Source organism: Paenibacillus pectinilyticus, assembly GCF_001700435.1.
Lineage (GTDB): Bacteria > Bacillota > Bacilli > Paenibacillales > NBRC-103111 > Paenibacillus_E > Paenibacillus_E pectinilyticus.
Genome location: NZ_LYPC01000027.1, coordinates 461,744 through 482,230, shown reverse-complemented (window position 1 = coordinate 482,230; position 20,487 = coordinate 461,744). Strand labels below are relative to the sequence as shown.

Annotated in this window: 17 protein-coding genes; 2 read left to right on the top strand and 15 right to left on the bottom strand. The window is 43.7% G+C overall.

All coding sequences use genetic code 11. The features are described from left to right. Window positions 1-11: 11 nt before the first annotated feature. From A8709_RS23915 to A8709_RS23905, 3 genes are all read right to left on the bottom strand, one after another. Window positions 12-1,223, bottom strand: a complete 1,212-nt coding sequence (locus A8709_RS23915) for an S-layer homology domain-containing protein (RefSeq protein ID WP_065855868.1) — start codon at window positions 1,221-1,223, stop codon at window positions 12-14. Between the two features lie 232 nt (window positions 1,224-1,455). Then, entirely contained in the window at window positions 1,456-2,208 is a 753-nt protein-coding gene (locus A8709_RS23910; protein ID WP_065855866.1) for a pseudouridine synthase, read from the bottom strand. 5 nt (window positions 2,209-2,213) lie between these two features. After that, complete coding sequence (locus A8709_RS23905; protein ID WP_065855864.1) at window positions 2,214-3,743, bottom strand: RsmB/NOP family class I SAM-dependent RNA methyltransferase; 1,530 nt, start codon at window positions 3,741-3,743, stop codon at window positions 2,214-2,216. 175 nt (window positions 3,744-3,918) lie between these two features. Here A8709_RS23905 and A8709_RS23900 point away from each other — a divergent pair, with 175 nt between their 5' ends. Then, window positions 3,919-4,428 (top strand): thioredoxin family protein, encoded by a 510-nt coding sequence (locus A8709_RS23900; protein ID WP_065855862.1) that lies wholly within the window; start codon window positions 3,919-3,921, stop codon window positions 4,426-4,428. 66 nt (window positions 4,429-4,494) lie between these two features. Here the strand turns inward: A8709_RS23900 and A8709_RS23895 are convergent, their stop codons facing one another. The 8 genes from A8709_RS23895 to A8709_RS23860 form a co-directional block, all read right to left on the bottom strand. Further along, window positions 4,495-4,914, bottom strand: a complete 420-nt coding sequence (locus A8709_RS23895) for a DUF309 domain-containing protein (RefSeq protein WP_065855860.1) — start codon at window positions 4,912-4,914, stop codon at window positions 4,495-4,497. Window positions 4,915-4,917: 3 nt separating this feature from the next. After that, entirely contained in the window at window positions 4,918-5,715 is a 798-nt protein-coding gene (yjbM, locus tag A8709_RS23890) for a GTP diphosphokinase (protein ID WP_065855858.1), read from the bottom strand. Between the two features lie 26 nt (window positions 5,716-5,741). Further along, entirely contained in the window at window positions 5,742-6,839 is a 1,098-nt protein-coding gene (locus A8709_RS23885; protein WP_065855856.1) for a quinone-dependent dihydroorotate dehydrogenase, read from the bottom strand. A gap of 157 nt (window positions 6,840-6,996) precedes the next feature. Then, window positions 6,997-7,830: a PRD domain-containing protein gene (locus A8709_RS23880; RefSeq protein ID WP_065855854.1), complete on the bottom strand. Its 834-nt coding sequence runs from the start codon at window positions 7,828-7,830 to the stop codon at window positions 6,997-6,999. A gap of 37 nt (window positions 7,831-7,867) precedes the next feature. Further along, window positions 7,868-9,286 (bottom strand): PTS transporter subunit EIIC, encoded by a 1,419-nt coding sequence (locus A8709_RS23875; protein ID WP_141692675.1) that lies wholly within the window; start codon window positions 9,284-9,286, stop codon window positions 7,868-7,870. Window positions 9,287-9,432: 146 nt separating this feature from the next. Then, window positions 9,433-10,272: a carbohydrate ABC transporter permease gene (locus tag A8709_RS23870; RefSeq protein ID WP_065855850.1), complete on the bottom strand. Its 840-nt coding sequence runs from the start codon at window positions 10,270-10,272 to the stop codon at window positions 9,433-9,435. Between the two features lie 40 nt (window positions 10,273-10,312). Further along, window positions 10,313-11,218, bottom strand: coding sequence for a carbohydrate ABC transporter permease (locus A8709_RS23865; protein WP_065855848.1), 906 nt, complete (start codon window positions 11,216-11,218; stop codon window positions 10,313-10,315). A gap of 87 nt (window positions 11,219-11,305) precedes the next feature. Beyond that, window positions 11,306-12,661 carry an ABC transporter substrate-binding protein gene (locus A8709_RS23860; protein ID WP_065855846.1) on the bottom strand — a complete coding sequence of 452 codons (1,356 nt, stop codon included), beginning with the start codon at window positions 12,659-12,661 and terminating at the stop codon, window positions 11,306-11,308. Window positions 12,662-13,029: 368 nt separating this feature from the next. Between A8709_RS23860 and A8709_RS35500 the strand changes: the two genes are divergently transcribed. Next, on the top strand, window positions 13,030-13,164 hold the full coding sequence (locus A8709_RS35500; RefSeq protein WP_279615892.1) for a hypothetical protein: 135 nt from the start codon (window positions 13,030-13,032) through the stop codon (window positions 13,162-13,164). 173 nt (window positions 13,165-13,337) lie between these two features. Here the strand turns inward: A8709_RS35500 and A8709_RS23855 are convergent, their stop codons facing one another. From A8709_RS23855 to A8709_RS23840, 4 genes are all read right to left on the bottom strand, one after another. After that, on the bottom strand, window positions 13,338-14,867 hold the full coding sequence (locus tag A8709_RS23855; protein WP_065855844.1) for a L,D-transpeptidase family protein: 1,530 nt from the start codon (window positions 14,865-14,867) through the stop codon (window positions 13,338-13,340). A gap of 130 nt (window positions 14,868-14,997) precedes the next feature. Beyond that, window positions 14,998-16,620 (bottom strand): NHL domain-containing protein, encoded by a 1,623-nt coding sequence (locus A8709_RS23850; protein WP_244163296.1) that lies wholly within the window; start codon window positions 16,618-16,620, stop codon window positions 14,998-15,000. Between the two features lie 28 nt (window positions 16,621-16,648). Continuing rightward, window positions 16,649-18,448, bottom strand: coding sequence for a FecR family protein (locus A8709_RS23845; protein ID WP_065855840.1), 1,800 nt, complete (start codon window positions 18,446-18,448; stop codon window positions 16,649-16,651). 26 nt (window positions 18,449-18,474) lie between these two features. Then, window positions 18,475-20,322: a CHASE2 domain-containing protein gene (locus A8709_RS23840; protein ID WP_084225375.1), complete on the bottom strand. Its 1,848-nt coding sequence runs from the start codon at window positions 20,320-20,322 to the stop codon at window positions 18,475-18,477. Window positions 20,323-20,487 lie beyond the last annotated feature (165 nt).

Sequence of the window (20,487 nt, the reverse complement as noted above, 5' to 3'; positions counted from 1 at the left end):
CCCTCTGGTCCCTATTTAAGTTTAGTTTGAACTCGAACCACAGTTTGTGGGTTGCTATCGTATGGTGGGCGAGCTGGAGAGCTGAGAGACAAAGAAAGAGCAACACCTAGTTTTGCATTCTTAGGTATAATAAATGCTGGTACATCGCCCACTTTCTCTGTATATATTGTTGCAGCTTGATTTAAATAGTGTGCAACTAAATCCTGCGAGGTTCCTTCAAAACCTGTTAAGGAATAGCGTGGCATTTTAGCTTGTGTGCTGTAGATGCTCTCATCTCTGTTATAATCTACATGACCTTTAAAATAAAGAACATAACTTTTCATAAAACCATCTTTAATGAGCGGAGAGCTTTCATATGCCATTAAGTCAAACCAATGTAATTTATTAAAATCACCTAACATGTACAAATTCGGGTCACTTGGATCCTCTAAATCAATAGCAATGATTTGATCAATACTACCTTTCCAAAGACCATCCGGAGTTTCAACTGTCAATTTACTAGTATCCCAGTTAGCACCACCATATTGAACACCACCAAAGAACTCTGGCATTTTGCTGAAAATATTTGTATGCTTTAACACTAATTCCGCGTTATTAACAGCAGCTTGATCAACCTCAAGCTTCCCCCCACTTTTAACACTCAAAATCCGCTCTATTATCGTTACGGATTGCGCCCTTGTAGTTGCTTCATCCTCTCCAAGCTGCCCACCAGAAAGACCTTGAATCAACCCTAATTTAGCCGCGTTGTACATAATCGATGGATCGTTCGTAATTGCCTTAGAATCTTGGTAATCTTTATTCGCTGAGCGCAGCGCTACTCTGGCCATCTCCAATCGCGTCATCGGCTGATTCATATCATCCAAGCTAAAATCCGAGCCTTTATATATCCCAAGCGTTGCTGCCGCAGTGGCAAAAGGCACATACCACGTCGAACCCGTCGTGTCTCCTTGAACAGGCAAGTTTAGGGCAGTTACTGCCATTTTGATAAACTCCGCTCGGCTCACGTTACTATCAGGTTTAAACGTATGGTCTTCATACCCATCGATATAGCCTTTTTTGATCGCGGTTTCGACGGAACTTTTGGCCCAGTGGTCTGTAATATCCTTAAATTGAATGGATTGAACACTACTTGGACTACTCGTGGCAAACGTTTCAGTAGCATTACAACCAGTTAATGTTACAAATGTTAATGAACTTACCAGTGCAAATATCTTTTTTTTCATATGCTTTCGACCCTTCTCTATTTAATTTCTAGTTAAAAATAGCTTCATCCCTTAAAGTTAACCAATTATTGGTAGTATCTCATTTCGCAACTGTAAATGTCTACCTATTTTCCCCAATAACAGCAAAAAACCACCCAATTATCGCCATCAAAAAGCGATATCTGGGCGGTTCCTCCGCACAAAATTCTTCTACTGAGAATAAAATACCATATTCTAGTATTTTTGTATATTGTTATTTTTGCGCCTCGTGTGCATGACGTAGAGCGTGGAGTTCTTCCTCACTTAACTCTCTCACTTGCCCCAAGGCTAATGCAGGATCTAATGCTAAGGGACCCATGGAGAGTCTTTTCAAAAAGACTACCTGCTTCCCTACGGCTTGAAACATTCGTTTCACTTGGTGAAATTTCCCCTCCATGATGGTTAATTCAATCTCTGAAGGGACACCTTCGGATTCATTTCCTGATGTTAAAATAGTTAGAATCCCCGGCAGCGTCTCGTAACCATCGTCCAAGGTAACACCTTGAGCAAAAGCTTCGCGATCCTCTTCGGTTACTGCCCACTCTACTTTCGCAAAATAGGTTTTGGGTACGTGTTTGCGCGGCGAGAGCAGATTGTGGGCAAGCTTTCCGTCATTCGTAAGCAAAAGAAAGCCTTCTGTATCCTTATCTAATCGTCCTACAGGGAATACCTCGAACGGTGCATATGCCTCGTCCAAAAGATCTACAACCGTCTGATCCCGATTATCTTCGGTCGCGGAGACAACCCCCTGGGGTTTGTTCATCATGAGATAAATAAATTCACGATAAGTGACTGTTTCCCCATTCACGGCGATGATATCTTTATCCGGATTGACTTGCATTCCGCTGTCTTTGATTTTCACACCATTAACATAAATAGCGCCTTCTTTGGCGAGACGTTTCAGCTCCGAACGTGAGCCTACGCCAACATGGGCGAGTATTTTATCTAATCGTTGTGTTTGTTTCATGACCGTTAGGTCCACCTCCAGCCGGGCGGGTATTCGTTTTTCAGCATCCCGTCCAGCCACTTGCCCCAGCCGACGGGATGGTCGTCAATGCAGACCAGGCAGTAGCCTTTGGCTGCCTTGGTCTCTTGCGGATCGCGGAGGATCTCGCTCTCCGCGACTTCGAGCGTCTCGCCCTTCAGGTACCGAAGGGCTCGCTCGTCGCTCGAAGCCAAGCTCAGTGCTCGCTTGGCCTCGCGCAAACGCAGTCCCATGGCTAGCGCATGGGACGGTTCAAATCGGCCGCGGTGCAGCGCGCCGATGTACCAGCCCGGCCGCACGACTTTCAGTCCGTGCAGCTCGGGCAAGCCCGCCGGCGACGCATACGCGTGCTCGCCGTAACAGACAAGCCGCCTCTGGGCGAAAGGCTCGCTGCGCAGCAGCTCACCGGAGAACGCCTCCAGCGGCTCCAAGCTCACCCCCGTGCTAGGCGGCGCCTCAGCACGGCCCTTCCCGCGTAGCGCATGACGGCCGCTACGCTTCCCAGCTGCCGACACAAAGTCGTCAGCCCCCGCACTTGACTTTGCACTTGCCTTTCCACCTGCACCCAAACTCCTTGCTTCCAACCCCAAAACCGCCACAAAATGCCCCTCGCCCCGCAACCGATGCGGCCACAATCGGGCCGTACCCGCCACTGCGGCCTTTGCGCGCTCTGAGTAAGCATCTGCCTCACACCATGGCTCACGCAACCAATCTGGCCGTCCACTGCTAAATCCATCCACAGGGATCACATCGAATGCAGGGTGCTTGTCCAAAAACTCGGCAATCTGCGCCTCATTCTCCTCCGGAGAGAACGTACACGTCGAGTAAACAATCCTGCCACCTGGCGCGAGCATCAGCGCAGCTTGTCCTAGCAATTCCCGCTGCATCGCAGCGAATTCTTGAACCGTGTGCCGCTCCCATTGCCCCATCATTTCTTCTTCCTTGCGGAACATGCCTTCACCTGAGCAAGGTGCATCAATTAATATTTTATCAAAATAACCTTCGAAAACGTTTAACATCTTCTCCGGTTTGTCATTCAAAACGACGGCATTTCGTACGCCAAGCAGCTCCAGATTTTTAACCAAAGCTTTCACACGATCTGAATGGATATCATTCACAACGAGCACGCCTTCACCTTGAAGCTTCGCTGCAATCTGCGTCGATTTCCCGCCTGGTGCCGCACATAAATCAAGTACCCGCTCCCCCGGCTTTACCGCAAGCAGCTCAACAGGTGCCATCGCGCTCGGCTCTTGGATATAATAAAGCCCCGCATGATAATAAGGATGCTTTCCCGGACGTTCTCCTTCTTCATAATAAAAACCCTCCGAAGCCCAAGGAACAGCCGTCAAATGAAAGGGACTTTTCGCCACAAAATCATCGCGTTCAACCTTTCCCGTATTCACCCTTAAACCAAATGATCGCGGCTCATCATACGAAGCTAGAAATTGTTCAAATTCATCTTCACCTAATAAATCAATCATTTTCTCCCTAAAAAGAGGAGGTAATTGCTTCGTCATTCGACATCTTCGCTTTCTTTATAATTTCCAAGTTTTCATGCTCATCTGTAGATCAATGTAACGGTATTATAGCTGACTTGTCACGAAACAGCCAATATTTTTCCGAATTTCAACAGGATATGCTATACTTTTTATAGAAAATAATAGATAGTAAATAGACTAAAGAGGTGCATTCATGAAGAAGTTGCTTATTTATTTAGGCATTGTTGCTATTTTATTCGGTGGTTTATATTTCGTTAATCAGCAATCTACCAAATCTTCGGACAAAGCGAATGAAGGTAATCCTTACGGTGTTGCTGCATCCAAGTTAAATCCAGAGACTGTGAAACAACTGTCAGATCCAAACTACCAGAACTTAATTTTACCGAAAGATTTGGATCAAAGATTGAAAAACAAGGAAACATTCTTCCAGTATTTCTATGCATCTACTTGCCCACACTGTAAATTAACGACACCTGTTCTCGTTCCTTTGGAAAAAGACCTAGGTATCGATGTAAAGCAATTTAACTTGGAAGAATTCAAAGATGGTTGGAATACATACAAGATCGACTCCACCCCAACCATTGTTTACTATAAAAATGGTGTAGAAGTTGATCGCATTGTAGGCGGCGTTCCTGAAACAGGCGCAACGGGCGGCAATACGCCAGATATGTTTAAAGCTTTCTTCCAAAAATATAAAGGTTAATATGGTTAATTAACTTAACAAAAGGACTTCTTCACCATACGGTGAGAAGTCCTTTTCGCACTAAAACTATGAATGTTCTTCAACCTGCGGTGGATCCAATCTTAACTCATCCAGCAGATCCATCAGCTCCTGCTCTACAATTTCGATGTCCAAATCATAGGGTAGAAACGGGGCCTCTGCTAAATTCAGTAGTTTTCCTACATAAACCTCGCTGTCCTTCACTAAACGGCCTAAGTTAATACCTAGAATACGCTCAGGATAAGGCGCTAGTTTCTCGAGCCCCGCGGTAAACAATTTAATAGAACCGCTTGGATTTCCGTTCCCATGATGATAAAGGCCTACTGCAATTTGCAGCAGACCTTGATATAACGGATTCCGGCCTTCCTCCAGCCAAAGCTCCTCCATCACTTCATGACACTCGAAATAATCCCGTTGATCGTTAAAATAGTACAAAAAAGCGACATACAACCGGTCATATCCGTGCATGAATTAGTTGTTATCTCCTTTTTTGGCTCTTGAAATGGCAGCTTCAATATCCGCAGATAGATCGCTTAGCCCTTCTTCCGTTTCCCAGATCTCATTGAATCTCAACTGAAACTGGACCGCTTCTCGAACACGATGATAGAAATATAACTCCTGGATGTTATTCAGAACACGATTGATAAGATTTGAGTTGTCTTCGAACATTCGTTGAGAGGCTACAATCTCGCCACGGATACTCGACATTTCCTGATCTAATTGATAAGCCGCCTCTGCTGCTTTACTTAATCGTGCGCGAACATCTGCTGGTAATTGTTCTTTATATTTATAATTCAAGGAATGCTCAATCGTCGCCCAGAAATTCATCGCTAACGTCCGAATTTGCACTTCTGCTAAAATTTTCTTCATGCCTAGCGCCGTTTGGACAGGATATTCGATAATAATATGAAAGCTTCGATACCCGCTTGGCTTTTTATTCGTAATATAGTCTTTCTCATAGACAACACTCATATCTTGTCTGCTGCGGATGAGTTCCGCAAGACTCTCTGTGTCTTCTACGAATTGGCACATGATTCGAATACCTGCAATATCCTCAATACCAGACTCTAGTTCATCCATCGGAACATTCAAACGCTTCGCTTTCTCCAAAACGCTTGAAATTTTCTTAACACGTCCCGTTACAAACTCAATCGGTGCATATTCTTCTCGACTTTTGAGCTCTCCACGTAATGTTTTGAACTTTACTTTCAACTCTTCTACCGCTTGCTCATACGGCAACAGAAATTTCTTCCAGTCTCGTCCATCCATCCATGTATCCTCCATTCTGAATGAAGTTAATGCGAATCTACGCCAATTGCCTGGGAAATATGTGTGAAGCCGTCACGCGCTAACAACGCCTGTAACCCTTTATTAATGCGGCCTAGCAGACCTGGACCTTCATAAATTAATGCTGTGTAAACTTCAACCAAACTTGCACCTGCACGAATTTTCTCATAGGCATCCTCCGCGGTAAAAATCCCCCCGGCACCAATAATCGGAAGCTTGCCCTCCGTCAATTGATAGACGCGTCTAATCACTTCCGTTGACTTCTGCGTTAGTGGAATCCCGCTTAGACCTCCAGCTTGCTCTCGGTTCGCGTGACGCAACCCCGTTCTGCTCAGCGTTGTATTCGTTGCGATAATACCAGATATTCCGCTATCCATAATGATCTGTACGGTGAGAACAAGCTCCTCATCTGTCAGATCTGGGGCGATTTTAACAAGCACAGGCTTCGCGGCATTGCCATGCTTCTTATGTTGCGCCTGCATCTCATCTCGTACCGTTGCTAACAGTCGCTTCAAATCATCGCCATGCTGTAAATTACGCAAATCAGGCGTGTTTGGTGAGCTTATGTTCACAACAAAGAAGTCACCATATGTATATAACGCCTCAATACAAGCCCGATAATCTTCTTCGGCCTGCTCGTTTGGCGTAGTTTTGTTTTTACCGATGTTTACCGCAACCGGAATTGAACTTTTCCCTGTCTTGGCTAGATTGTGTGCCATCTCAGCCGTACCTACATTATTAAAGCCCATGCGGTTAATTAGCGCCTTGTCTTCTGGAAGACGGAACAAACGTGGCAACTCATTTCCCGGCTGCGGCTTTGGTGTAATCGTACCAACTTCCATGAAACCAAACCCAATTTGTGTAAACCCTTTAACTGCCTTAGCGTTCTTATCAAGGCCTGCAGCCAGACCTACTGGATTACCAAAGTGTAATCCCCATAATTCCTGAGATAATTGCGGTGAATCCGGCACTCCATACATGGATTTAAGCAATTGCTTTCCACCTGGTAAATTCCCTACGACACTGAGCCCGTCGATCGTCAAATGATGCGCTTTCTCGGGATCCATCCGGAACAAAATCGGCTTGGCTAACTTCTTATAAAGCATGTCCTATGCACTCCGTTCTCTAAGTACTCTACAAGTCAGTTTAGCTGACAATGTAGAAATATGCAATCCACATGTCGTTCTAATGCTCGTATTCACACAAAAAATCCCTGCTCCGCAAAGGTTGCAAGGGAATGCTTCATGCTATTCTTTTATCTAACTAAGCCTCTGTTCGTTGTAACAACCGCTCTAAATGCATCGTTAAGTATCCTGTCTCATCATCGGGCACTTCTAATTGCAGCGCATCACTTAGCATCAGCGACAATACCTTAGCTTTTACATACGTATCGCCATACTCTTCTTTTATTTTGGAAAGAAGGGAGTTCTGAAGTGTCTTCTTCTGCTTCACACGCTCAATGACCCCTTTTAAATGGCTGATAAATCGAAGCGTTGAAAAGGAATCATCAAAATTAAAGCCCAGCTCTTTCGCTGATTCGATAGTCTGTGATACCACGCGGACAACAGCAAGAGAATCGGATGCTTGTTCTTTCTTCCGTGCACTGTTGAAATGCATCGTCAAGAAGGCAACTTCGTCCTCAGGCAATTTCACATCCAGATGCTCATTTAGGAACTCTACGGCCTTCTTAGCTACTTTATATTCCTCTGGATACATATACCCAATTTCATAGGCAAATGGGTTCGTGATAAAAATCCCGCGTTTCTGACGCTCCACAGCAAAGTTAATATGATCAACTAAGGAAGCATGAATCGTTTCTGAAAAATCGCCTTCGAGCATGCTTTGTGCATAGGCGATAACTTCTTCCGTGATCCCGATAATTTTCACATCAACGGCATTTAGTATTTGTTCGTAGTTTTTGAGCACTTCTGAGGTATGTAGGAGGAATTCCTGTGTGATTTCGCCTTCGCCAATCATCATGCCCGGTGTTTTCTTGAAGCCAATCCCTTTACCAAATGCAATGGAATTCTTGCCTGAGCTCAAATGTGCCATCACGACATTGTGGGAAAGAACATGTATAATCGACCGTTCAATCATAAGACACCTCCGAATTCTTAGGCTTGTCCTGATTCTTCTATTTTGAACTGAGCATAGGTTTAATGCTTTCGCGAATTTGTTCCGACTCTGTCCCGAAGACAACATGTACGTTGCCTTTTCCTAATCGGATCACACCAATTGCACCCAGTTCCTTAAGCTCATGATCCTTGATAAGTGTCTCTTCATTCACTAGCAAACGGAGTCGTGTAATACAGGCATCAATGGATATAATATTAGAAGCGCCGCCTATATATCGTAGAATGCTTGCTGGACGATCTTCTTTGGCCGTGATGATTGGAGGTTGTTCATCTTCTACTTGTTGTTCGGTGTCATCCCTACTCGACACTTTGATTGGAAAGAATCGAAGATAGGCTAGAAAAGTTACATAATATAGGATAAAGTAACCTGCACCTATGATCAGTATCCAGAATGGTTTCGTTGCCGAATGCCAGTTCAGTACAAAGTCGATAAACCCTGCCGAGAAACCGAACCCCATTTTAACCTGAAGGATGTTCATAATCAACATCGAGAAGCCAGTTAATAAGGCATGAATAACATAAAGACCAGGTGCTACAAACATAAAAGCAAATTCGATCGGTTCCGTTATTCCGGTTAAAAAACTCGTCAAAGCTGCGCTTAACATGACTGGAGCTACAAATTGTCGTGTTGTAGACGATGTGCTGCGAACCAATGCTAATGCTGCTGCAGGTAAACCGAACATAATCACAGGATAATAGCCGGTCATGAACATCCCTGCCGTAGGATCACCAGCGAAGAACCGTGAAATATCTCCATGTACCATTTTACCTGCAGGCGTGACGAAATCTCCGATTTGAAACCAAGCTATATTATTGATCACATGATGAAGCCCCGTAGGTATGAGAAGTCGATTCATCATCCCATAAATGAAAACCCCAATATTTCCATTGTCAACGATCCACAATCCAATCTCGCTTATACCTCGCTGTACAGGGGGCCAGATTAGCCCAATTAATACCCCAAGAAAAACCATGACAAGGGATGTAATAATTGGAACAAACCGCTTACCACCGAAAAATCCAAGCGCTTTTGGCAATCGTATATGCTGAAATCGATTAAAGAATGTGGCTGATAACATGCCTACTAGCATACCGCCAAGCACACCTGTATCCAAAGGCTCAGAGCTGCCCGAAACCATTTGGAAATGTTTAAGTACGTTGTCAAAAACCAAATATCCGACAGCTGCCGCAAGTGCAGCTATGCCGTCACCTGACGTTAGCCCAATCGCAATTCCTATCGCGAAAATAAGCGGTAAGTTATCAAAAATTGCGCTTCCGCCAAGTTCAAATATTTGAGCTACATGAATAAGGAATGGATCATTAAACGTCATTTTACCAATACGAAGTAGAATGGATGCTGCCGGCAGCACCGCAATCGGGATCATTAAGGATCGACCCATCTTCTGAAAAGCGTACATTACACTCATCTGATTCACCTATAGCCCACAAGTTTGGCCGTTCCTTGTATGCTTTTACCTATCCCCATTATAGTAGAAAGAACACCCTCCCGAAAGGATAAATTCCTCTAGGTTAAGGTGCTTTTTCTATTCATTGCCATATTCCGTTATTTCACGGCACCTGCCGTAATCCCACTTGCAATTTGGCGTTGATAAATCATATAGACGATCAAAGTTGGCAACGTTGTGATCAGCAATCCTGCGAATAATGGACCCCATTCTACGCGATATTGCATCTCAGCTTGCATAACAGCCAAACCAATTGGAAGCGTGTACTTCGTTGGTTCGTTCGTCAGAACAACACCAAGGAAATACTCATTCCAGTTATTTAGCATGTTCGTGATCATAACCGTGATCAATCCTGGCTGCGATAATGGTAGCATAACGCGGAAGAAAGTACCATAGTGTGAAGTTCCATCGATGATCGCGGCTTCTTCAATCTCTTTCGGAAGTGACTTATAGAAGCCTACCAGCAAGAAGATACCGAAAGGCAAATTAAGTGCAGCGTATACAAGGATCAGTCCTAGCCACGTATTGATTAAATGCAAATCATTAAGTAAGAAGAATAACGGGATTAAAGCAAGGGCAAACGGAATCATCATGGAGGAGATATAGATCGTCAGGAGAATTTTATTCCCTTTAAATTGATATCTCGCCAAAATATAAGCCGTCATTGCCGCGAGAATCATCCCTAGCAGCGTACTTCCTACTGTAACGATAATCGAGTTCATGAAATAGGTACCGAAATTATATTTACTCCATACATAGGAGAAATTCGACCATAGTAATGGCATTTTTGGTAATGCCCACGGTGCATTCAAGAAGAATTGCTCGTTATTTTTGAGTGCATCAAGCAGCGTCCACACAAGTGGATACAGCACGGCAACACTCCATATGATTAGAATGATCCAAACTAACATCTTACCAATTGGACTTTTAATGGCCATATGATGGTTCCCCTCCCTCAGTATCTTTGTCTAGTTGACATTAATGCATTTCGATTGTTTCTTGGCGCATGACACGTTGCAAGATAAGTGTTGTAATTAGTGACACGATGAGGATCATGACACCAATGGCTGCTCCATAACCGAAATGATACTGTTGAAAAGCCATCCGATATAGATAAGAACCCATTACTTGCGTCGTATTATCCGGTTGTCCGCCATTGGTCATTAACTGAACAATGACAAAGGATCCGTTGAGTGTTGTAATAACGATATTAACGATGGAAACCTTAATCTGCTCCCAAATGAGCGGCATGGTGATATGGCGGAATTGCGACCATTGACCAGCTCCGTCTATATTAGCTGCTTCATAGTAGGAAGCAGGAATATTCACGATTGCAGCAATCATCAGGATCATGTAGAAACCAATACCTGCCCAGATTGTAGGTGGTAGAAGCATCCAGATCGTATGCTGAGGAAATCCTAACCAAGTAATGTCAACCTTTTTATCGGTAAAGAGAGACAGGAAAGCATTCAAGAAACCAATTTGCGGGTTGTAGATGAAGTTCCAAAGTACACCGATAACAACGACTGAAATGACATTCGGGATAAAGAAAATGGCGCGAAAGAAGCCAGAACCCTTCAAGTTAAATCTTGTTAACGCAACAGCGAAGAAAGTCGCCAGAATCATAATACCAATAACCTTACCTACGACTAGGAAATAGTCATTTCCAATGGCTCTAAGAACAATCGGATCTTTAAAGATTTCAACGAAATTATCAAAACCAATAAACTCGCTATTTTCAGACATTCCTGACCAATCATAGAACGACTTCTGTAATGCCTGGATAACGGGGTAAATCGTAAATACGCAGAAGAAAACAAAAGTCGGAATGATGAATGAAGCGATGAACAAATTCCGTTTTAGTGTTTTTGAGTTGGTCTTCATTCTATCGTCACCGTCCTATCATTAAAATGGCGGAGAACGCCTTGGCAGCTATGCCTGCGTCGTTCTCCGCACTGCCTCATTCAGTTCCTATTTCTTTTGTTTTGCAACAACGTCAGTCACGCGAGTTACCCATTGCTCAGGTGTAATTGTTCCAATAGTCAAAGCAACTGTCGCATCTTGCATCGCTTTGTCAACGTCAGCCGCGAAGGAAACCGTTGGTACAACTACAGTGTCAGGGGAAGACAAGAATTTCGCTGCATCTTTAACGAAGTTAGGCGCTTTGGATGAAGAAATGTCACCTTTAACGTTGGATGGAGCACCACTTAACTCAGCCCATTGGGAAGCTTGTGTTTTGGAGAATACGAATTGCATAAATGCTTTAGCAGCATCTTTGTTTTTCGCTTTTTTCGCGATACCGAAAGTCGCAGTGGACGTGTTTGCTACAACTTTTCCACCTTTATCTTGTGTGATGGATGGAATGAATCCGAAGTCGAATGTTGCTGGAACGTCTTTTGCCATTTCGTTTGGCAACCATAGACCGTTCGGGATGAACGCGTCTTTGTGTTGTAGGAACAAGGATTGGGAATCCGTGTGATTGATTTGTACGGATGCTTTGTCGATGTAACCTTTATCGCGCATTTGAACGATTTTGTTCAAACCTTTGATAATAGCTGGGTTTTTCCAAGCTTCAAGATTGTTTGTGGACATATCTTGCAGCAATTTGTAGTCGTTGTTGTTCGCAGATACGATCGCTGGAAGCAATACGCCACCGTTGATGTAGTACGGATATTTACCAGTGTGAATGAAAGGATTAATGCCAGCTGCTTTAATTTTCTCACTTGTAGCCATGAAATCTTCGAAGTCTTTTGGCTCAGCCCAACCTTTGTCTTTGAATAGAGCTTTGTCATAGAAAATACCCCATGAGCTCATTACAAAAGGAATGTTGTAGATTTTGCCGTCAAACTCTTGTGGCTTTTGAGCAAGCAAATCAATAATTTTGTCGCCGTCAACGTTTTTAGCATCTTTGATCCAGTCAGTCAGATCTTCCAATTGTCCATCTGTAACCATTTGACGGTCAAACAATTCAGGTCCATCGATGTATACGAAATCAGGTGGGTTACCAGCGATCCAACGGGGTTTCATTTGTTCGTTGATTTTTGGTCCCGCACTTTCCTTAATTTTCAAATCAGGGTTTGCTGCTTGGAAGTCAGCGATTACTTTTTTCCACCATTTGTCGCCGTATCCGCCAACAAAGTATTGAATTTCGAAATCACCAGTTAGTTTTGCTTTTGTTGCTGTTGTTGGAGCTGCAGAAGCCGCTGTTGTCGGTGATGCGGATGCTGCTGGTTTAGTTGTTTCAGTTGGAGTCGCTTTGCCGCAACCTGCAGCAACGAGTACCATGGATGCTGCTAAGCCCATTGTTGACCATTTCTTCATGTTCATGTGATCATCTTCTCCCTTTTTTAATTCATCTAGTTATTTATTGGTGAAACGTAAACCCGAATGTTAAAACTCCGCTTTAGTTTGCGCTACCAACCCCTTTCATAATTCACTTTTTGGAAAAATAAAAAGGGCATAGTTATAGAAGAAATCTTGCATTCCTTCTAATAACTAATGCCCTTGCGGTAACATGTTATTAAAACTGACATATTCAATTGTTTTGTGTGTTCCGTGTGATTAAATCTTACAATATATTGACATGAACGTCAATACTCTTTTTTTGAACCGCTTATTTTTCGTATTCATTGAATGGGCTTACTTATGATATGATAGAATCATCTCGATTAATCCTAATGGAAAAGGTGATTCTTATGGCGAAACGTAAACCAACAGTTGTTTCACGCAGACAGAAAAATGAAGTAAATATGAAAGCCATCTACTGGACCGGATCAATTTTCCTAGTTGTTATCATTGCCATGACATTACTGCTCATTTTGAACAAATGATTGAAACAAACTGATTGAAAACTTCACATTTTGAATTGTAATCGCTTTCTGTTTTCTTGTCAAGAGAAATACTTTTACCTTTCATACATAAAAGGAGAGAGCATGATCGATTCTTGCCCTCTCCTTTTTTCTGTTACATTCGTGACATAATAGGCATGTCTTGTTCAGATATACTAATCCAACCACTTATACCGCTTGTTTGGGTTATTGTCCTTCGTCTCCAAAGGCAAGCTCAACGTCCGGTTCGGATTACCGCCTCCAGCACCAATCCCACTACCTTCACCGCTCCCCGCTGCAGAAGGTGGTAAGTCCCCCTTCCCTATCGTCACTTTCGTCATCTGCGGGACCATGTTATATAACTCTTCCACATCCGCTTGCAGCATGCGGACACATCCATGGGATTCATCCTTTCCGATACTCGACGGATTGTTCGTACCATGAATCGCATAAAGGGAATCAGACAAAGTCATCCCGCGGCTGCCAAATTCGCCATTTGATTTCCCATTTGGATTACGGACTTTTTCACTAATGATAAAATCACCTTGCGGTGTCTTAGCCCCTCCCAGGCCCACTGGATAACGCCTGAGGATGAACTGACCGCTTACTACCGCTAATTGATGCTGATCTGTATCGATGATGATTCGAAGAGGTTCCGCAAGCGGAGCTGCAGAAGATTTAGGTTGACTGCTGCTGGCAGCAGATTGTGCCGAAGCATTCGTTGCAGGCTCACTGACAGGGACTTCTTGGGTTGGCGTCTTTGTCCCATCACCTTTATTCGCTGCAAGCTTAGCAACTCGCTGCACTGCTTCAGGAAATGCCTCTTTCATCTGCGGGGTAAGACCAGGAAGAAGATTATCCGGGTACGGTTTCGTCAATTGCTCCGGCTTGTCAGGAAGTTGGCCATTTTTCATTTGGTACGCTTGAATGGTGCTTTGCAGGACACTAGCTTGTTCACGATCCTGCACCCAACTCGAAATAGCGGGGGTTACCTTGGAACTATCCGCTACCTGACAGGAACAGATTTGCGCTTGATAATACTTCAACACAGCCTCGTTCTCCGTGTTTCCTGAACCTTCCACACTTAGCAGTGGACTAACCTTGCGATTCCACTCCATCCATTTCCCGTCTGAACTCGCAGGAGCTTCCATGAGAATCGTTTCACCCGCCCCCTTCGAGGAGGTGGATAGAATCTCTTGAAGTTTCTTGCCCCAATTTCCTTCCGAGAAAACTAGTTTCATGGCTGAGGAATCACCTACTTGACTAGGAGGCCCGATAGTTTTCGCGGTTACCGGTTGGTCGTCAACAGCACGGTCATGGACATCTGATCTTGCCAAATCCTTCCCAGCGGGCAACGCAAGCAATAAAAACATCACTAGAAACAGCAGAAGCCGCCCTCTCATACCGGAATATTTCTTTACAGGTAATGTTTCTTTTTGCAGCATAGAGGCAATTGCAGAGCTTGGTAATGGGCCATCCAGCTTTATTTTTTGCTGCTCAAAAGCTTCATAAATTTCACCCGCTTGCGCAAAACAATACGCCGCTTTGCCCTCTTTACCTTGAGCTGTATATTCTCTGCCTAATAAATACCAAGCCATTTTATGATCAGGATGCTCTTTGACATACTTCTTGAGATAGAGAGGATCCTCAATCGGATTATGCTGGAAAAAGCGCTCCAATTGATCATTTCGCTGATTCGACTTCACGCTTACCGCCTCCAATCCACTTCGAACTACTCTCCGTTAGTTATCGGCAAAACAAGCCCAAACTTGAAGTCCAAACCAAAAAGGCTTGCACAGGAGTCTCCTCCTGCCAAGCCTTAAGTAAACTTACATGCTATTTCACAAAGGATTTCGTACGTAAAATGGCCGTCTGATGAGCAGCATCCCATTGAACATCTAACCCGATTTGTTCTGCAAAGAAACGGACAGGGACATAAGTACGATCCTGCTTCACATAAGGTGCTACATCGGTCTCTATTTTGCGATCTGCCGCCCCTGTTTGCTTCTTAACAATACCAGTTTCACCTATGGTTAATTCCACTGTCAGATCGTCCTTGGAGAGCTGTACGACGGATTTACCGGCGCGTTCAACATAAGTCACCTTATAACCAAATGTCTCACTAATCGCACGCACAGGAACCATGGTACGACCGTCTTGAATTTCAGGCTGCGCGTCAAAAGAAATCAGTTTCGTACCGCTAACTACCTTGACCTTCCCATCATTCGAGATACTGCTAGGCAACTGGTAAGGCGTTATTTTGCGAATCTTATTATTCGATGCATCCGCTACGATAAGGTTCCCTTGCGTAGTAACAAGCACATCAGTCGGATTGTAGAACTGTGCCGCTTGCTCGACACCGTCCGTTTCACCTGTTTGCAAGGTGCCTGCAAGTGTCGTTACTTTACCGTTCAGCAAATAGCGAACGGAGTGATTTAGACTATCTGCGATGATGAGTCCGCCCTCAGATGTCACTGCAAGTCCTTTCGGGAAGTCAAATTTCGACTTCAGCGCTTCACCATCTGCGAAATCACCTTCCGCATATAATTCGTTTTTCCCATAGATTGACGATGTTGTAACAGTTGGTGTAGAGCCAGCGACCGTTGTTACAAGTCCCGTCCCAAAATCAATGTATCGAATACGTTGGTTCCCTGTATCACTGACGAATAAATTCCCTTTGCTATCTAACGCTAGCCCTGAAGGTTCATTAAACGCTGCCTTAGCAAGGGCACCATCGTTAAAGTCGCCAGCAAAAGATGCCTCACCTGGGCGAATTTGAATAACGCGAGAAGCTGAAGCAGTAAGCGTCGTCACTTGACCATCTGTTGTGATTTTACGAATAGCATGATTAAGTGAATCCGCTACATAAATGGTACCATCCGCTGTAACAGCAATATCACTTGGGTGATTGAAACTTGCTGCCGCACCCTTACCATCCTTATTGCCCGGGACTCCATTACCAGCCACTGTGGATACCATGCCACTCGCATCAATCTTCCGAATCGCATTGTTCCCTGCGTCGGCAACATAAACATTGCCTTTCGCATCTTGAGCGAGTCCTGAAGGCTCATTAAAGAATGCTTCAGATGCTTTTCCATCTAGAAGTCCACCCGTCGGGAAACCTTGGCTATTCTTCAAAATAGCAACTTCTGGTCCTGCGAAAGTGATCACTTGACCACCGTTCACTTTACGGATTACGTGATTACGTGTATCTGCAATTAGCAAACTGCCATCAGTCATCTGCAGCACACTGCCGGGAGCGCGGAAAGCCGCTTCTAAAGAAGCGCCGTCCGTATCTTCAAATTCACCGATTCCCGCTAGGGTCGACACATCGGATAAGATTTGACCATTACCAGTTTTCAATGCATCCGCATCTAAACCTGCAGCCCATGCTGATGAGCTCCCAAGTAATGAAGCGACAATTATACTTGAAAAAACTATTTGTTTTAAGGGTTTCATCGGGATCTCCTTTTGTATCTAATGAGCATTATGCAGGTCCAGGTGTTTCTGTACCTACTTGCACTTGATTAATTGTTGGAACTTCAATTTTTTGAACAGTCCCGTCCGCATTCTTACTTACGATCACAATTTTACCAACGCTAATTTGATCAAAAAAGCGTGCAAACACTGGAATCGTCACAAGCGACGTAAGATTCTTCACTTCAATATTCTCTTCACTCCCAAAGTTCGTAACCGCGTAAATAAGTTCCTTACTAAATTGTGAATTAACAATTTTATATGAATCAGCGCTTGTAGCAGGATTGAAAATCCCCTTAACTAAATGCTCACTTGACAAGTCAAATGCAGTTTGGGAACCAGTCAGTAAATGAATTTCTACTCCATAAATTTTCATAGTGTCAGTAAAGCCACTTAAATTAATGTTTAATTTATAATTGTAATCTCCACCACCACTAAATGGTGTTACGGTCATACCAACAACAGGTTTAGGAGCAGGGGTTACCGGAGTTGTTCCTCCTTGATTACTTCCTGTATCAGTAGGAGGCGTCCCACTTTTCGGCTGAGCATCCAAATCAAATTGCTTCTTCTCTAGATCACTCATCGTCGCCTTCAATTTAGCTTCCGCATCCGCTTTCGCCTTCGCTTCAGCTGCTTTCTTCTCTTCTTCAATTCGTTTCTTTTCGTCTTCAAGCTTTTTCAGCGCATCTGCAAGCTTTTTCTTCGCATCTTCGGCTTTCTTATCTGCTTCAAGCTTCGCTTTCAACTTCGCCGCTTCAAGCTTCTTCAACTCTTCTTGCTTCTTTTTCTCTAGCTCTGGATCCACACCAGCCGTCTTATCAAGAGGAACGACTTTGGATAAATCAAGTTTTTTGTCCGCATCGGTAATCTTTTTATTCGTTTCAATAATTATTTGATCGAGCGCCTTTTGATCTAACTTTTTCTCAGCTAACGCTTCTTTGGCAATATTCCCAATCAAGTTATCTAAGTTTTGTTTAACTTTATCTAAGTCAGATTGATTCTTAATACTAAGGGAAGTTTTATCCCCTGTGAGAGAACCTGACTCTATTTCTTTTTGCTTTTTGGCAATGAACTCTGTATTTTCTTTATCAATCTCCGCTTTATTCAAGAGTAACTCTTTAATAATTTCTGGAGACGCTTGTTTGATGAAATCCTCCAAATCGAAGAACTCTACTTTCAAATCCAAATCATTCGTTTCATCTCTGGAATCTAACGAAATTTGTTGCGTCGGGTTTACGTATGTAATTGTTGTTGATTGTGTGTCATCGGAATTCGTCGTTACCGTCGAAGCAGACACGCGTCCAGCACCTACAGCCATTTTCGTTTTACCTGACACCGGATCTACGGATACAAAGAATTGTGTTCCACGAACCCCCATCACGGCTGTCGGTGTTTCTACTTCGAACTCATCATCTGCACCAGCCAATGATTTCACTTTCACCCACATGGAGCCCGCCCAAACTTTAAGCTTGGACTTCTTATTTCCATTCGAGGAATTAAGATCGGACACATTCAACTCTGCATTGTCACCTAATGTGACATCAGCATCTCCACTAGCTAAGTTAAGCGTGACTGAAGAGTCACCCCCCGTATAAACCGTGTCCCCTTGGTTGAGACTCATGTTTTCATACGCATCATATGACTTAGAGCCGCCGCCTTTTTTAACCGTCACATCACCGGACAATGCCGAAACAATTGCGACACGGACCGTTTTCGCATCCACAGGCTTAACCAACAGCACGGACAGTAAACTGAAGATCAAACTAAAACTTAAGAATAATGATACAAATGATTTCTTAGTCATTCCCATTCTGCATGCCTCCCCAGCAACCTTATTTACAAATGCCCGATAACTTCGTATACAGCAACCGGTTTTTCTTTCCCTTTTACTTTAATCTCACCAATCGACTCGATCTTGAATAAGTCTTTCACCCGCTCATAAGTCTGTTCGCTAATTAAAATTTGTCCAGGTTTGGCGTTGGATTCGAGACGAGCCGATAAGTTGACCGTATCCCCAATCGCCGTATAGTCCAATCGAAGGTCCTCCGAGCCGATGTTCCCAACAACCGCAGGCCCACTGTTAATACCTAATCCAAACTTCACGCCGATACCATAATTCTTTATCAATTTCTGTTCAAGCACATCGGCTTGTAACTTCATTTCAATCGCTGCGCGAACAGCCATTTCTGGGTGATTATCGTATTCGATCGGAGCACCAAACATCGCCATAACCCCATCACCAATGAATTTATCCAATGTGCCGTTAAACTTGAAAATTGCTTTAGTACACACATCCAAATACTCATTTAACACTTGAATGACTTGTTCGGGCTCAAGCTTTTCTGACATCGGTGTAAACCCGCGGATATCCACAAAAATAAGTGAAATATCCTTTCGACTGCCACCTAACTTGACATCTTCACCTGATTGAAGAAGCTCGTCCACAACGGTTTTGGAGACGAATCGACCGAAAATGCCAGTAACGCGATTCCGCTCTTTCCGCTCGTCTAAGTAATGACTGACTAAAGACCACACATAGATGGTAACAAGCGCAAATTGCGGGTATACAAGCGGCAGGAACAGAGAGCCAGCTGTATAAAAACCTAACCATATACCACCATAGATCACGAACATACCTATGAAGATAAATAGTGCCGTTTTCCCGTTAAACTTCTCAAATAAGAAAATAGCAAGTAATGAAAATAGTAGAATAGTTGCGATCCCCGTTGACTTCGCAGCATCTTTATAGAAAATACTGTCCAACAAGGTTTGAATCATATTGGCATGAATTTCAATCCCAAACATCTTCACTGAGCTGATCGGAGTTGGGTATTCGTCTTGCATCGCCGTTACGAAGGGCCCAACTAGTACGATACTTCCCTGCAGTGGAAGTGGCTTCTTGCTGTTCAGCACATCTACAAATGAAAGCAATTCATAACCTGTAGCAGCATCTACCTTTTGCCTAGGAAGCGTGAAGAATTCGGTCGTGACTTGATTTCTTTCATTGGTAGGCATCACCTTATTGCCACGCATCCACTCGCCAGTCACTTCATCACGCTTGACCTTATCCGCATCGTCCAGCACTAAATTTGCAAGCGCGACACTAAATGCCGGTATGTATGTACCTTTCTCATCAGGTAAACCCACTGGAAGCTTACGGGCTTTACCATCCTTATCAACGAACACATTAATATGTGCCATTTGGTCTCTTTTGGTCGTTAGGGTAGAGGAAGGGTAATCAATCTTCTCAGGCGTTAAATCGCCTGCTGACTCTTGTTTGGAGGGGTAGTTGATCTGTACAGGCAAAATAATATTCGAGTACTTCGCTAACACATCAGCGAGTGCTTTATCATCATCAGGATTTTTGGATGGCTCCGCCAAAACAACGTCGATCCCTATCGCCGCTGCGCCTGACTGCTCCAGTTTCTCAATGACTTGTGCATATGTACTTCGGTCCCACGGAAACTTCCCGATGGCCTTTAGGGATTGTTCATCGATCTTAACAATTTTAATTCGATCATCTGGCTGACGCTCATCGACCGATTTCGCTTTACGTAACGTATCTTGGAGAGGGCCTTCCACAAAGTAAAATAAACCACTTGTGTTCACCGTGTAGAAATATGTCGAAAACGCCATTAACATTAGACCTACTACGAAAGTCTTAATCCATTTCTTCTTACCCATATAATCCTCCCCGAGTTTACTCCTTTCATTGTAAGTTGCCCTGTACAAATTGGCAATAAATTGTTACAAATTTCACACTTTTTCAACAAAAAAAGAGCTCGTTTCCTGATTAGGAAGCGAGCTCTTTCGACATTTCATGATTTTCACACAAAATGAATTGGTTTG

Bases quoted from the DNA above. Each gene is read 5' to 3' on its own strand.
- A8709_RS23915 (WP_065855868.1), bottom strand. From the start codon at position 1,223: ATGAAAAAAAAGATATTTGCACTGGTAAGTTCATTAACATTTGTAACA.
- A8709_RS23910 (WP_065855866.1), bottom strand. From the start codon at position 2,208: ATGAAACAAACACAACGATTAGATAAAATACTCGCCCATGTTGGCGTA.
- A8709_RS23905 (WP_065855864.1), bottom strand. From the start codon at position 3,743: ATGACGAAGCAATTACCTCCTCTTTTTAGGGAGAAAATGATTGATTTA.
- A8709_RS23900 (WP_065855862.1), top strand. From the start codon at position 3,919: ATGAAGAAGTTGCTTATTTATTTAGGCATTGTTGCTATTTTATTCGGT.
- A8709_RS23895 (WP_065855860.1), bottom strand. From the start codon at position 4,914: ATGCACGGATATGACCGGTTGTATGTCGCTTTTTTGTACTATTTTAAC.
- yjbM (WP_065855858.1), bottom strand. From the start codon at position 5,715: ATGGATGGACGAGACTGGAAGAAATTTCTGTTGCCGTATGAGCAAGCG.
- A8709_RS23885 (WP_065855856.1), bottom strand. From the start codon at position 6,839: ATGCTTTATAAGAAGTTAGCCAAGCCGATTTTGTTCCGGATGGATCCC.
- A8709_RS23880 (WP_065855854.1), bottom strand. From the start codon at position 7,830: ATGATTGAACGGTCGATTATACATGTTCTTTCCCACAATGTCGTGATG.
- A8709_RS23875 (WP_141692675.1), bottom strand. From the start codon at position 9,286: ATGTACGCTTTTCAGAAGATGGGTCGATCCTTAATGATCCCGATTGCG.
- A8709_RS23870 (WP_065855850.1), bottom strand. From the start codon at position 10,272: ATGGCCATTAAAAGTCCAATTGGTAAGATGTTAGTTTGGATCATTCTA.
- A8709_RS23865 (WP_065855848.1), bottom strand. From the start codon at position 11,218: ATGAAGACCAACTCAAAAACACTAAAACGGAATTTGTTCATCGCTTCA.
- A8709_RS23860 (WP_065855846.1), bottom strand. From the start codon at position 12,661: ATGAACATGAAGAAATGGTCAACAATGGGCTTAGCAGCATCCATGGTA.
- A8709_RS35500 (WP_279615892.1), top strand. From the start codon at position 13,030: ATGGCGAAACGTAAACCAACAGTTGTTTCACGCAGACAGAAAAATGAA.
- A8709_RS23850 (WP_244163296.1), bottom strand. From the start codon at position 16,620: ATGAAACCCTTAAAACAAATAGTTTTTTCAAGTATAATTGTCGCTTCA.
- A8709_RS23845 (WP_065855840.1), bottom strand. From the start codon at position 18,448: ATGGGAATGACTAAGAAATCATTTGTATCATTATTCTTAAGTTTTAGT.
- A8709_RS23840 (WP_084225375.1), bottom strand. From the start codon at position 20,322: ATGGGTAAGAAGAAATGGATTAAGACTTTCGTAGTAGGTCTAATGTTA.